The organism is Tatumella sp. UCD-D_suzukii (genome assembly GCF_000611875.2).
Classification (GTDB): domain Bacteria; phylum Pseudomonadota; class Gammaproteobacteria; order Enterobacterales; family Enterobacteriaceae; genus Tatumella; species Tatumella ptyseos.
The window spans coordinates 69,213-82,191 of record NZ_JFJX01000072.1 but is presented as its reverse complement, the minus strand read 5'-3'; the positions used below and the strand labels follow the sequence as shown (position 1 = coordinate 82,191).

The 12,979-nt window shown below is 54.3% G+C and carries 12 protein-coding genes and 1 pseudogene; 10 read left to right on the top strand and 3 right to left on the bottom strand.

Annotation, left to right across the window (positions count from 1 at the left end; genetic code table 11):
* Positions 1-2: 2 nt before the first annotated feature.
* Positions 3-542: pseudogene (locus CG67_RS16965) on the bottom strand (helix-turn-helix domain-containing protein); the annotation flags it as partial.
* 104 nt (positions 543-646) lie between these two features.
* Between CG67_RS16965 and CG67_RS16960 the strand changes: the two are divergent.
* The 3 genes from CG67_RS16960 to CG67_RS16950 all read left to right on the top strand — a co-directional run bounded on the left by CG67_RS16960 (position 647) and on the right by CG67_RS16950 (position 2,355).
* Positions 647-1,318 (top strand): AzlC family ABC transporter permease, encoded by a 672-nt coding sequence (locus CG67_RS16960; protein WP_371190700.1) that lies wholly within the window; start codon positions 647-649, stop codon positions 1,316-1,318.
* Positions 1,308-1,631 carry an AzlD domain-containing protein gene (locus tag CG67_RS16955; RefSeq protein ID WP_025904117.1) on the top strand — a complete coding sequence of 108 codons (324 nt, stop codon included), beginning with the start codon at positions 1,308-1,310 and terminating at the stop codon, positions 1,629-1,631. The genes CG67_RS16960 and CG67_RS16955 overlap by 11 nt, the downstream gene beginning before the upstream one ends.
* A 127-nt stretch (positions 1,632-1,758) precedes the next feature.
* Entirely contained in the window at positions 1,759-2,355 is a 597-nt protein-coding gene (locus CG67_RS16950) for a glutathione S-transferase family protein (RefSeq protein WP_025904116.1), read from the top strand.
* Between the two features lie 128 nt (positions 2,356-2,483).
* On the opposite strand, the gene CG67_RS16945 is transcribed toward CG67_RS16950, so the two are convergent.
* Together CG67_RS16945 and CG67_RS16940 are read right to left on the bottom strand one after the other, a co-directional pair.
* Positions 2,484-2,891 (bottom strand): GFA family protein, encoded by a 408-nt coding sequence (locus CG67_RS16945; protein ID WP_025904115.1) that lies wholly within the window; start codon positions 2,889-2,891, stop codon positions 2,484-2,486.
* Positions 2,892-3,201: 310 nt separating this feature from the next.
* On the bottom strand, positions 3,202-4,110 hold the full coding sequence (locus CG67_RS16940; protein WP_025904114.1) for a LysR family transcriptional regulator: 909 nt from the start codon (positions 4,108-4,110) through the stop codon (positions 3,202-3,204).
* Positions 4,111-4,526: 416 nt separating this feature from the next.
* On the opposite strand from CG67_RS16940, the gene CG67_RS16935 reads away from it, so the two are divergent.
* The 7 genes from CG67_RS16935 to CG67_RS16905 all read left to right on the top strand — a co-directional run bounded on the left by CG67_RS16935 (position 4,527) and on the right by CG67_RS16905 (position 12,543).
* Positions 4,527-5,210 carry a nucleoside recognition domain-containing protein gene (locus tag CG67_RS16935; protein ID WP_025904113.1) on the top strand — a complete coding sequence of 228 codons (684 nt, stop codon included), beginning with the start codon at positions 4,527-4,529 and terminating at the stop codon, positions 5,208-5,210.
* Positions 5,203-5,670, top strand: coding sequence for a YjiG family protein (locus CG67_RS16930; protein ID WP_025904112.1), 468 nt, complete (start codon positions 5,203-5,205; stop codon positions 5,668-5,670). The genes CG67_RS16935 and CG67_RS16930 overlap by 8 nt, the downstream gene beginning before the upstream one ends.
* Positions 5,671-5,733: 63 nt before the next feature.
* Positions 5,734-6,840 (top strand): amidohydrolase, encoded by a 1,107-nt coding sequence (locus tag CG67_RS16925; protein WP_025904111.1) that lies wholly within the window; start codon positions 5,734-5,736, stop codon positions 6,838-6,840.
* A gap of 158 nt (positions 6,841-6,998) precedes the next feature.
* Complete coding sequence (locus CG67_RS16920) at positions 6,999-8,348, top strand: glycoside hydrolase family 28 protein (protein WP_025904110.1); 1,350 nt, start codon at positions 6,999-7,001, stop codon at positions 8,346-8,348.
* Positions 8,349-8,624: 276 nt separating this feature from the next.
* On the top strand, positions 8,625-9,236 hold the full coding sequence (locus CG67_RS16915) for a methylthioribulose 1-phosphate dehydratase (protein ID WP_025904109.1): 612 nt from the start codon (positions 8,625-8,627) through the stop codon (positions 9,234-9,236).
* 52 nt (positions 9,237-9,288) lie between these two features.
* Entirely contained in the window at positions 9,289-11,604 is a 2,316-nt protein-coding gene (locus CG67_RS16910; RefSeq protein WP_025904108.1) for a molybdopterin-dependent oxidoreductase, read from the top strand.
* Between the two features lie 147 nt (positions 11,605-11,751).
* Positions 11,752-12,543 (top strand): N-formylglutamate amidohydrolase, encoded by a 792-nt coding sequence (locus CG67_RS16905; RefSeq protein WP_038024950.1) that lies wholly within the window; start codon positions 11,752-11,754, stop codon positions 12,541-12,543.
* The last annotated feature ends 436 nt before the right edge of the window (positions 12,544-12,979 follow it).

The window sequence follows — 12,979 nt, the reverse complement described above, 5'->3', positions numbered from 1 at the left end:
TGTTCTGCCACCAGTAAAGCTTCGGTATCTTTTTCTAACGCACGGAAAATATGCGGCAGATCCCCCGGGTAACACAGGTAGTCGCCTTCATTCAGCTCCACCGGATTATCCGCCAATCCGACTAATGCCCGCCCGCGCACCAGAATAATATGTTCAACCGAACCCGGCAGATGTGGCTGTGACAACCTGTCCTTGCCTGGCTGGACCTGCAGGGTATAGATATCGCGTCTTGCCCCGGGCGGACAGTTGGCCAGCAGGATCGCCTGGTAACTTGCCTGTCCGGAATCGACAGCCATCCCTTCCCCCTTTCGCAATAACCGGATGGCCGTACTGCCGTCTTCCAGTAACCGGGCAAATGGCATATCCAGTGCCATACATAAGGCCCAGAGGGTTTCCAGACTGGGATTACCGCTGCCGGATTCCAGCTGAGACAGTGTGGACTTCGCAATCCCGGCTCTGCGGGCCACTTCAGCCAGTGACAGACCGGCTCTCTGCCGCTCCTGACACAGATTGCGCGAAATAATACTGATAGGGGGTTTCATAGGGCCTCACCGTTCGCTATAAAGAACGAAACGTTCTTGTTGAAAAACACTGTCAGGGTGTTCATTATAAGTATATCAATGTTCATTTTAACGGTATCCCTATGCTGGCTCCACTCTATTCCGCCTTACCCCGTGATGTTGTTAAAGCTATTTTCCTGGTCTGTCTGGCCGATGGTGTTGTGGCAGTCTCTTATGGATCACTGGCCGGCAGTCTCGGATTCCCGCTATGGGTACCTTTAGCGCTGTCCGTGATCGTCATGGCGGGCGCGTCTGAATTTATCTTTATCGGTATCGTTGCCGCCGGGGGGAGTCCTCTGGCGGCAGCGGCTGCCGGCTTGCTGGTGAATGCCCGCCATATCCCGTTTGGTATTGCCGTCAGTGACCTGACCGGACGCGGATGGCGAGGTATTGCCGGCAGCCATATGATGAATGATGAAAGTGTCGTATTCGGGTTATCGCGTCCGGATAAACATCAGCAACGAGCCGCCTACTGGCTGTGTGGTACCGGTATCGCCCTCTGCTGGCCCGCAGGTGTGCTCGGGGGATCCCTGGTGGGTAAACTTCTGCCGGACCCGTCAGTGATCGGTTTAGACAGCGTTTTTCCGGCCATTATGCTGGCACTGGTGATCCCGTCACTGAAGAAAAAAGTCACCCGGCAGCGCGCCGGTTCCGGTGCTCTGCTGGCCCTGGCCACGGTTCCCTGGCTGCCTGCAGGCTTACCGGTGCTGGTCTCGCTCGCCGGGCTGGTGATGGGGAGCAAAAAAAATGAGCAATAGTCCGGCACTTTGGGGGTGCATTCTCTTACTGGGGGCGGGCACCTTTCTGATGCGCTATATCAGTAGCCGTCTTGGGCACCGGTGGGTACTTCCGGAATCATGGCAACAGCGCTTATCCGACGCCGCCACCACCTTACTGCTTTCGGTGGCGGTGATTGCCACCTTTTATCATGATAACCATTTCGCAGGTTTTGCCCGGACAGGCGGCGTCGCGGTCGCACTGCTGTTGACGCTGCGCCGTACCCCGTTAATTGGAGTGATCCTGTCGGCGGCAGCAGTCACCGCACTTCTGCGTCTCGCGGGCATTCCCTGAGCGGTGGTGAGGGGGATGTACAGGCGAGTTGACGGCAGATATACCGGTTCCGGCCAGTGAGATGCTGAACCGGCTATTTTAATTTTGTTAATACAACCGATGAAATGAAAGGTGCATGATGCATGACGTGAAAATCTATACCTATCCTAAAAGCCGATCACTGAGAGTCCTTTGGACACTTGAAGAGATTGGCGCACTTTACACCGCTGTAAAAACAGACCTGTTGAGCCGTCAGCCACAGGTGAAATCGCCGCATCCGTTCGGGAAAGTCCCCTATCTGACCAGCCAGGATATCTCGTTAGGCGAAACGCTGGCTATTTGTATGTATCTCTGCGAAACGCTTCCCTCCGGCACCCTGTATCCGGAAACACCCGCCGATAAAGCTACCGTGAATTCATGGTTAAGCTTCGCCCTGACGGATTTAGAGTCTCCTGTCTGGCATCTGTTAAAACAACTCGTGTTCGTTCCGGAAGACCAACGCAACCATGATCTTGTCAGTTATTTCAGAGAAGAAACCCGTAATGCTGTCTCCCGCATCACTTTCCCTCCGGGACAGGACTGGATCACGGGGAATACTTTCACACTGGCAGATATTTTTGTTTCGCATACGTTGCAGTGGGCAAAATTCTGCGGAATTTTCCTCAATGAACAACTTGAAACGTACCTCAGTAACGCGATGAACAGGCCCGCATTCCTGCGGGCTGAGGAAAAAAACAACCGGTGACCGGGAAGTGCCGCTAAGAAGAAGGTCAGCCACTGCTGCATCTCCATGATGAAACTACAGCCTCCTGCCGGGTCTGTAACACAGGGCGGCAGGTGACTTCGCTGACCGTATAGCCTGAAATACACTGATTACCGTTCAGGCTGCCATTCAGGATAATGCAGAATCGTCTCCGGCTCCTCCAGCCAGGGGGCATGCAGAGAACACCAGATATGCGCCCGGGGTCTCTGGCCGGGATCATCATCCAGCGTGGAAACCCGCACTATCACATGGCTCTGGGCCGGTCTTTCCGCCAGCAGATGGGAACCACAACCCGAACAGAAATAACGTATTTTTCCAGGTGAGGACTCATAGGTGCTGAGTCGTTCACTTCCTTTTAACCACCGGAAATGTTCACGCAACACCCTGGCATTTGCCGCATAAGGCGCTGCATGTGCTTTCCTGCAGGTCGTACAGTGACAGTTAATGATCTCTCCATCCAGGTCATCGCATTCATAAGCCACTTGTTTACACAGACAACTTCCCGTTACTCGTGTCATTGCTACCTCGCCAGCTCAGTTCTGCTCACTTATCCGCTATAGCCCCGATAAATATATGTCTTCTTCAGAAATAACAAAACACAGTCCTTACTTACCCGTATAAAAACGTGCCGTACCATGAGGTTTACTGTCCGGCCAATGGCAGCACCAGCATGCCCGGGTGCGGGTTATACCGCTGCACGACGACACGTTCTTTCGTGAGTTGATCATTGTGATGCGCCATGTTAACCGGCGGTCATCACTGCACAGAATGCTGACACAGTGCCTGACCGAAGGCGCAAAACAGCAGCAAACAGCCGTTCCGCGTCCGTCAGCGACCTGATATTGCCTGGTCGTCGTCAGTCATTTCACTGAAATAGTTACGTAATAACTGCCACAGATGATGTGCCGCCGGGGTAAAACGGCGATCTGAATTACGCAGCAAATGGCATTGTGTTTCATGTGCGACCGGATTGCTTATTGGTATTGCGACCAGTTGCCCTGAGGAAATCATCGGCTCAGCCGCCCTGGCAGACATGCAGGCGATACCGAGACCCGCCGCACTGAGTTCCAGTGCGGTAGAAAAGAGATTGCACCGATAAGATGGCGTAAAAATCAGGCCACTGTTACGGAACATGGTATTCATATATCGCTGTAATCCGAACTGATCCGTCAGAGCAATCAGTCGTTGCCCGGCCAGCGTTTCGATAGTCACCCGTGGCTCGCCGCTTAACGGATGATCCGGCGTCATGACGGCACAAACCGGTCCCCAGTGAAAACTGTATCGTTTGACCTCCGGGCTGCCGACAGGCCCGAAGGCCAATGCCATATCGGTGTCCCCATGAACCACGGCATTCAGCATTTCATGCATACTGGCCACGGTGATATCGACAAAAACCTGCGGATAGGCACCGGAAAAGGTCGTCATAATCTCACGGATAAAAGTGCTGACTAATCCGCCACCGATGCGGACCGAAACACTTCCCCCTTTCATGTGCCGTAAATCCCGCAGGTGCGCTTCCAGCTTATATCGCCGCTGGCGACTTTCGAAGTAATCTCCGGCCAGTAAACGTCCCGCTTCGGTCAGAACAACAATCCGGCCACGCCGTTCAAGCAGGGGTAATTGTAATTCCCGCTCAAGTTGCGAGATCTGGCGGCTGATCACCGAAGGATTAATCCCCAGGATATCTGCTGCGCGGCGGATCCCTCCCTGGACACCCACTTCATACAAATAACTCATCGGTTTTTCATGAAATTTCTGCACGTCAGTCTCTGTTAACTGTTGACCGGGAAGCAACAATAACACCGTTCACAGGACATTTATATTTTTATAAACCTTAACGATAATCGGATAAAACCGAGGCATCAGATATAAAAAAATAATTTTCTGATTGCACTTCAGGGAAGCACCAGAAGAGTGCGAACTGCACCACGATAAACAGTGAAATATATTAATAACAATAAAGCTATTTTCCTTTTTTATGTTATTTATAAATTTTACAGAGTTTATAAACAGCAGGTTAGCGGATTTTTATGCCTGTGTTTTAAACCCGGTATGAAAGTTGTTAAACATCTATTTTGTGGACAGACAAAATATTAACTCAGGTTCTCCGACACCAGGGAAACGTATCACTACAATAAATACAGAGAATAATTATGAGCGATAACAACATCAGCAACCAAAGTCAGGATAAGGACGAACACGCCCTTAAAGTGACGCCAGGAGCATGGATAGCTCTGATAGCCGTTTTACTGGTCTTTTCAGGACTGTTTTTTAAAGTCAAAGACATGGCCTGGCTGGGGGCCTTTGACTTTACTACGCTCGGCGGAGCCTTCGGGACCATGAAGGACGGGGCCGGAGGGACCTTCGTTGGCAGCGGAGGGGTCGGGGCGAAAGCAGGCTTTCTGTTTGCACTGTCATTAGTCCCGACGGTGATGCTGGCGCTGGGATTACTGGAGATTTTTACCCATTATGGCGCTATCCGTGCAGCCCACCGGTTGTTAACCCCGTTACTGAAACCGCTGCTGGGGTTACCCGGTTATACCGGGCTTGCATTAATCACGGATTTACAAAGTACCGATGCCGGCGCGGCTCTCAGTAAAGAACTTTATGACAGCAAAAAAATCACCCGTAAACATGTCGTGATTATGGGATCCTGGCAATATTCCGGCGCCGGACTGATTAATAACTACTTCGCTATCGGTTCGGCATTATTTGCTTCTCTGACCACCCCGTTAATTGTCCCGTTATTATTAATGTTTGTACTGAAATTTGTCGGAGCGGGTTTGGTAAGAGTCGCATTAAATACGGTCTACAGAAAGGATTTCATCAATGAGTAATCAGCTTAAAACCAGTGCCAATCCGTTTGATATCTTTGTCATCGGTGCCCGTAAAGGGTTCAATATTGCCATTAACAATCTGATGCCAAATGTCGTCATGGCCTATGTGATTGCCGAAATCCTGAACCTGCTCGGTATTATGCAGATGATTGGCCACCTCTGTGCCCCGCTGATGGGTATTTTTGGCCTGCCGGGCGAAGCGATTACCGTCTTACTCACCGCGTGGCTTTCTTCGTCGGCGGGTACCGGTGTGGCTGTCAGTCTGCTGACGAAAGGAACGCTGGACCCCGCTCAGGTCACCATTCTTATTCCCGCTATCTTTCTGATGGGTGCCCAGTTGCAGTATATGGGCCGTTTATTGGGGGTGGCGGATGTGCCTAAAAAATACTGGCCGTTACTGATGCTGACCAGCATCGTTAATGCCGTTATCTCTATGCTGGTGATGCGTTTTATCGCCTGACACTTATTATTATTCGCACCGGCAGTCCGGATACTGCCGGTCAGCAGATCACCGGAGTTAACTATGTCACGTACCTTAGACCATTTTAATGTGTTGCACGAAATCCCCGAACTGGGATTTGAAGAATTTAAAACGTCTGCGTATATCGCTTCTGCGCTGGAAGCCGCTGGCTTTACTGTCACCCGCCAGATCAACGGCACCACAGGGATCGTCGCCGAACTGGACAGTGGACAGCCGGGGCCGGTATTAGCCTTGCGGGCAGATATGGATGCCCTCGGCCACATTATTGACGGCCAGCATGTGGCACGCCATACCTGCGGCCATGACGGTCATTCCTCTGTCGTGCTGACCGCCGCAGAGGAAACCCTTCGTGAAGGCCTGGTAAAAAAAGGCAAACTGAGGATCCTGTTCCAGCCAGCGGAAGAGCTGGGGACCGGGGCCATCGCCATGGTCGAGGGAGGGGCTCTGGATAACGTGGATATGCTGCTGGGCTTCCATCTGCGCCCGGTAGAAGAGTGCCCGATGGGTCAGGCCGTGGCTGCGATGAATTACTCCGCATCCGCGACCATTGAAGCGGTATTTACCGGAAAAGCGGCCCATGCTGCCCGCCCGCATTTAGGCGTCAATGCGCTGGATGCGGCCGTTCAGGCGGTGCAGGCGGTGAATACTCTCCACCTTTCTCCGTCACTCACCTTCAGCGCCAAGGCCACCCGCTTTATTTCCGATGCCGGGGTCACTAACTCTATTCCTTCTGAAGCCCGTGTCTGCTGGGACCTTCGTTCGGCGGAAAATGCCCCGATGGAGGAACTGAAACAAAAAGTGACTGCAGCTCTGCAAGGCAGTGCCGCCGCCCTGGGTGCCACCGTCGATATTAAAATCCTTAAAGAAATGCCGGCAGCGATCATCGATAAAGAAGCCACGGCGGTGATCAGCCGCGCTATCTGCCAGCAACTGGGAGAAGATGCCCTGTTACCGAACAAAACCACACCGGGCAGCGAAGACTTTTTCCATTATTTACGCCTGTGCCCGCAGGTAAAAGGCGGATTCTGGGGCCTCGGCGCCAACCTGGTGCCGGGTTTGCATCATCCGGAAATGCATTTTGACCGGGATGCGCTGGCCATCGGGGTACGCATCTTTAAATCCTGTGTTCAGCAGGTCCTTGGCGAATAATCTCTGTGGCCCTCGCCCGGGGGCCACACCCTTATGCAGGATGTCTCTGTCTGAAAAATCTTTATACATTCAGATACGTTAATCTTTCTGTTACTGACACCTTCACCCTAATAGATTGTTATTGTTTCTTTTTTCTTCGATGAACTCAGGGATGCCGTATGACTTGCGCAAAAAAGACCCCGCGTTTTCGGGGCTTATTTTTTTCTGTTCTGGCCTTTCCGGCGCTGTGTAGCTCAGTCAGTGCGCTGGCAAACGCTCATGAATGTGCGCTATCGCTCACCGCAGGACAGGCACCTATCACCGGCCAGCTTCAGCAGGCTATTGATCACTGCAGCACGCGAGGGGGCGGAACCGTGACCTTACCGGCAGGGGTGTGGGTAAGCGGACCGCTGATGCTGAAAAGTCATGTCACTTTGCATCTGGCTGCCGGCAGCCGGTTAACCTCAACCGGTAATCCGGTCGATTTTAACGCCGCGTTTATCAGTAAACCGTTGCAGCCCCGTGAAGCACTGATTATCGCCACACACGTCCGGGACGTGGCGATCACCGGGCCCGGTACGGTGGATGGCCAGGGCCAGCATGCCTGGTGGCCGGTCGCGACGGATGCCCGTAACCATCTGAAACGGGGTGATACCCGATGGTTTGCCAGCCACTGGAAAGGGGTTCCAGCCGCTAACGGTATGCCCCGCCCCTGGCTGATTGAATTTGATCACGTCCGTGGCGGGAAACTCCGGGATGTGCAAGTGATCAACTCACCGATGTGGAATGTGGTCTTCCGCGACAGCCAAAATATCGTCATGAGCCACAGCTCTGTCACCAATCCCCCTGACTCCCCGAATACTGACGGGGTCGATGTGGTTTCCTCACAGAATGTCCTGCTGCGTGACCTGAGGCTTTCCACCGGAGATGATGATATTTCGATCAAGTCCGGACTGGCAACGACCGGAAAAGCCCCTGCAAGCCGGGATATTACTATCGAGGATTGTGAAATCGACAACGGCCACGGCATCTCGGTCGGCAGTGAAACGGCCAACGGTATCGGGCGTATTACTGTGCGAAATATCCGCTTCCGGGGGACAGAGAACGGGATCCGTGTGAAATCCGGCCGTGATCGGGGAAGCGAGATCGGGCCACTGAGTGCCGATAATATCGTTATGACCGGCGTCAGAGTACCGCTGGTGATCACCGACAGCTATGGAGGTAACGGCGGCTACAGTCACCAGAGTCTCAGCGCGATTTCCCCTGAGCCCGTCAGTCGTTACACGCCGTTTATTCACGATATCTCCGTTAACCATCTGCAAGCCAGCGGAGCCGGAATGGCAGGAATGATCAGCGGACTGCCGGAAGCCCCGTTAAGCAACATTAGCCTGAAAAATATTACTATTTCTTCTGTCTCGGGAATGCAAAGCCGCTATGCAAACGGCACGCTGCACAATGTGAAAATCACCTCAGATCAGCATCCGCTGTCACTGCAACAGGGGCCGGGAAGCCACTGGAGAAAGAGTTAACCCAAGAGAACACAACAGCGACCTCCTCTGGAGGCCGTTCACGCAATACACCGGGTCAGTCTGAAAGAGGCGGCACAATATTCCCGCACAGCAATCCCGCACAAAAGCGTGCCGGGTATGGCCGACGGCGACTCAAATAATCCGAAGTTATCGGCAACAAACCCTTTCCTGCAGGGCACTCCAGAGAATTATTGCTCCCCTGTCGACACAGTGTTAACATCCAGCCAGACGTTTAGATGGCTAAAAATAACTTCTCTGTAATATAAAGGAACCTGTATGTGGCAACAACGACTGACACAATTAGTAACCGCCTGCCACTGGATTGGCAGTAAAGGCTGGGCACCGGCCACCGGCGGTAATATGTCAGTCCGCGAGGATGAACAATGGTGCTGGCTGAGTGAGTCCGGGCGCGATAAAGGTACCCTGACTACCGACGATTTTCTGAAGGTAAATATCGCCACCTTACAGGCACCTTCCGGCCGTACCCCTTCTGCAGAAACCGGATTGCACACACTGATTTACCGCCTGTTTCCGGAGGCCAATGCGGTACTGCATGTGCACACCGTGAATGCGACGGTACTTTCACGTATTGAAAAAAATGCACAGCTGGCCCTGTCCGGCTATGAGATGCAGAAGTCCCTGACCGGCCAGCAGAGCCATCTGGATACCGTACCCATCGCAATCTTTGAAAATGATCAGGATATTGCTGCCTTGTCTGCACGCATAGAAGCCTATGCACAGCAGCACCCGCTTCACTATGGCTTCCTGCTGCGGGGTCATGGCCTGACCTGTTGGGGGAAGGATGTCAGTGAAGCCCGGCGTCATTTAGAAGGGCTGGAATTTTTGTTCGAATGCGAACTGAAACGCCGGCTTTATACCACCGAATAAGTCTCCTGCCACGCTGACAACATCGCCAATCCACCGGGTTAAGAAGATAATAATGAAAACTGAGCAGTTACTCACCTCCACCCATTGGGGGACTTACGAAGTCGAAACCTCCGGAGATAAGGTCACGGCGATGAAGCCCGTGCCCTGGGATAAAAACCCCTCGCGGATTGGTCAGTCGATGCCGGATGCCATTACCGGTAACACACGGATCCGTCGCCCGGCGGTCCGCCTGGGCTACCTGAAACACGGCCCGGACTCCCGGGAAGGCCGCGGCAAAGAACCCTTCGTTGAAGTCAGCTGGGAAGAAGCCTTATCTCTGGTCGCCCGTGATCTGCAGTCAGTAAAAGCCCGTCATGGCAACGAAGCCATCTTTGGCGGCTCCTATGGCTGGGGAAGCGCGGGGCGTTTCCACCACGTACAGAGTCAGTTGCACCGTTTTCTGAAAGGTTTTGGCGGATATACCGCCAGCACCAATACTTACAGCAGTGCTGCCGGTGAGCGTATTCTGCCTCATATTATCGGCCCGCTCAGCCCGCTGCATAAAAAACATACCCATTTCTCCGTGCTGGCAGAGCATTGTGAAGTCTTTGTCGCCATCGGCGGGCTGCCGGTCAGGAATTCTCAGGTAAACGTCGGCGGTGCCAGTGATCATATGCTGAAGCACTGGCTGGAAACGATGCAGGGGAACGGGGTGAAATTTATTAATGTCAGCCCGGTAAAAAATGATCTTAGCGCCGTCAGTAACGCCGAATGGCTGCCGGTCAGACCGGGAACTGACACGGCCTTGCTGCTGGCGCTGTGCCAGACCTTAGTCAGTGAAAATCTGCATGACCAGGCATTTATCGACAGCCATACCGTCGGTTTTGGTCCGCTGCGCCGCTATCTGAGCGGAGAAACAGACGGGGTGGTAAAAAATGCCGCCTGGGCGGCCCCCATTACCGGGCTGAGCACAGAACAAATTACCGGGCTTGCGCGGACACTGGCCAGCCACCGCAGTATGGTGAATATCTCCTGGTCTATACAGCGTTCCCGCCAGGGTGAACAGGCCTACTGGGCAACGGTGGCATTGACGGCCCTGCTGGGACAAATAGGCACACCGGGAGGCGGCCTGGCGTTCGGTTATGCCTGCACCAACCTGGCCGGAGCGGATCGTGTCGGTTTTTCCGGTCCCCGTTTGCCGGCCGGCGAAAATAAGGTCAAAACCGAAATTCCGGTCGCTCGTATTTCTGACCTGTTGCTGAACCCGGGCGGGGAATATCAGTTTGATGGTCAGGACTGTCGCTACCCGGATATTCGTCTGGTTTACTGGGCGGGCGGTAACGCCTTCCATCACCATCAGGATCTGAACCGTCTGGTCGAGGCCTGGCGACGTCCGGAAACCGTTGTCGTGCACGAGCAGTACTGGACGGCGCAGGCTAAGTTTTCCGATATCGTGTTACCGGCCACCACCGTGCTGGAACGTAATGATATCGGCAGCGGCAGTCATGATGGCTTTATGGTGGCCATGCGCCAGCATATTCCGCCGGTCAGTGAGGCGCGTGATGATTATGAGATTTTCAGCGGCCTGGCGGAGCAACTGGGGTTTGCGGAACAGTTTACTGAAAACCGTGATCCGGATCAGTGGCTGCGCCACATCTATGAAGAGTCCAGGCCCCGGGCAGAAGAAGACGGGATCACCCTGCCTGCATTTGATGATTTCTGGGAACAGGGAAAGCTGGAGTTTGAACGCCCTTCCAGGCCGCAGATTTTCTTAGCTGATTTCCGTGCCGATCCTGAAAAACATCCGCTGTCGACGCCGTCCGGAAAGATCGAACTTTACTCCGACACTATCGCTGCATTCGGTTACCGTGAATGCCCGGGATATCCTTTCTGGGACCCGCAGGAAGAACAATTCCAGCGGGAACAGGCACAGACCTGGCCACTGCATATGCTGTCCAGCCAGCCCCGCTCCCGTCTGCACAGCCAGTATGATCACGGCAGCTTCAGCCGCAGTACCAAAGTTCAGGGGCGTGAGCCTGTCTGGATGCATCCGCAGGATGCCGCCGAACGCGGCATCACCGAAGGCTCGGTGGTCCGGGTCTTTAACCAGCGCGGTGCTATGCTGGCCGGTGTCCATATCAGCGACCAGATCCTGCCGGGCGTGGTACAGATTTCCACCGGGGCCTGGTACGACCCGCAGGACCCGTCAACGCCTGGCTCACTCGATAAACACGGTAACCCGAATGTACTGACCGAAGACCGTGGCAGTTCACGCCTCGGTCAGGGATGCAGTGCCCAGAGCTGTAAAGTCGAAATTGAACGCTGGGAACAACCGTTGCCGGAAATTACCGCCTTTTCACCTCCGCCATTCTGTGATCGAAGTGAATAACGGCTGACTCTGCGGTTCCGCTGCCACAGGCGGAGCCGGGTTTCCCGGGCCCGGGCCGGAGGGATCCCGTCCGGCCGCATATCCATGCTCATCGGGCTGAGCGTGCCCGCTGTTCGTCAAATCAGTGCTATCAGCAGGAGCTGCCAGATGTCAGATACATTGTTGTCTCCGGATGAACCCGCCCCGTTTACGGTGGTCAACCCTGAAGGTGCCTCTCCTTTTCTGCTGATCTGCGATCATGCAGGAAAACGCATTCCGCGGCGGCTCGGCACGCTGGGATTACCCCCGGCGGAAATTGAACGCCATATCGGCTGGGATATCGGTGCTCTGCCGGTCGCAGAGCAGTTAAGTGAGTTGCTGGACGCCACCTTGATTTCCCAGACCTGGTCGCGGCTGGTGATTGACTGTAACCGGCCACCCGCCGCCGTGAGTTCAATCCCGCTGGTTTCTGAAGCCACCGACATCCCGGGTAACCAGGGGCTATCCGCAGCACAGAAACGGGCACGTCAGCAGGAGATCTTCACCCCTTACCATGAAGAGATCCGCCGGATCCTGGCGCAACGTCGTCTGCGCGGGCAGGCAACCTGTATTATCTCTGTGCACAGTTTCACGCCGGTATATCTGGACATACCGCGTCCCTGGCATATCGGCCTGCTGTATCACCGCTTGCCTGCCTATCCTCAGGCACTGCTGGCGCAACTGAACGCTCAGCATCGCTGGGTCGTCGGCGATAACCAGCCCTATTCCGTTTCCGATGAAACGGACTACGCAATCCCCCAACATGCAGAGAAAAATGGCTATCCGTCGGTCGCGATTGAGATCCGCCAGGATCTGATCACTGAGGCAGAGGGTCAGACGGCCTGGGCTCAGGCGCTTGCGCCATTGCTTCAGGCCGCCTGGCAGAACTACCGCAAAGAACATGACGGGCTGTCAGCCTGAGAGTCAGGCTGAGGTTGCCGTCGGGGGGTATTCAGGGCTGCCACCCCGCCGGCGAGCGCTACCCAGCCGATCAGATAAAATGCCTGCGGCCAGGCCGCTGAGGCATACGCCCGCGATAAACGTGACAGAAAGCCGCCTGGCCGGAGGTCAGGCAGCTCCGGCAATGGCTGCTCAGCCGGTTTGCTGCAACAGACTCCGCCAGCGGGGATGACATGACACCCGGCAATGACCTGCTATAGTTAATCAGGAGCAACGGTTCACCCCGTTTCAGCAGGGCTGTTCCCTAAACGAATCGCCCTGGCTGCCGACAGCGCAGCACAGGTGGCATGTATCACCCGCCTCCCGGGCAGTGATATATTCCCCATTTAACATAATAATCAGAATATCAGCCTATTCTTATGTAAATTCCCAGCAATTCTGGTCAAAAACTTGATGT

Coding starts and splice junctions, on each gene's coding strand:
- CG67_RS16945 (WP_025904115.1), bottom strand. CDS start 2,891: ATGACACGAGTAACGGGAAGTTGTCTGTGTAAACAAGTGGCTTATGAA.
- CG67_RS16925 (WP_025904111.1), top strand. CDS start 5,734: ATGTCACGTACCTTAGACCATTTTAATGTGTTGCACGAAATCCCCGAA.
- CG67_RS16935 (WP_025904113.1), top strand. CDS start 4,527: ATGAGCGATAACAACATCAGCAACCAAAGTCAGGATAAGGACGAACAC.
- CG67_RS16955 (WP_025904117.1), top strand. CDS start 1,308: ATGAGCAATAGTCCGGCACTTTGGGGGTGCATTCTCTTACTGGGGGCG.
- CG67_RS16905 (WP_038024950.1), top strand. CDS start 11,752: ATGTCAGATACATTGTTGTCTCCGGATGAACCCGCCCCGTTTACGGTG.
- CG67_RS16940 (WP_025904114.1), bottom strand. CDS start 4,110: ATGAGTTATTTGTATGAAGTGGGTGTCCAGGGAGGGATCCGCCGCGCA.
- CG67_RS16920 (WP_025904110.1), top strand. CDS start 6,999: ATGACTTGCGCAAAAAAGACCCCGCGTTTTCGGGGCTTATTTTTTTCT.
- CG67_RS16915 (WP_025904109.1), top strand. CDS start 8,625: ATGTGGCAACAACGACTGACACAATTAGTAACCGCCTGCCACTGGATT.
- CG67_RS16910 (WP_025904108.1), top strand. CDS start 9,289: ATGAAAACTGAGCAGTTACTCACCTCCACCCATTGGGGGACTTACGAA.
- CG67_RS16930 (WP_025904112.1), top strand. CDS start 5,203: ATGAGTAATCAGCTTAAAACCAGTGCCAATCCGTTTGATATCTTTGTC.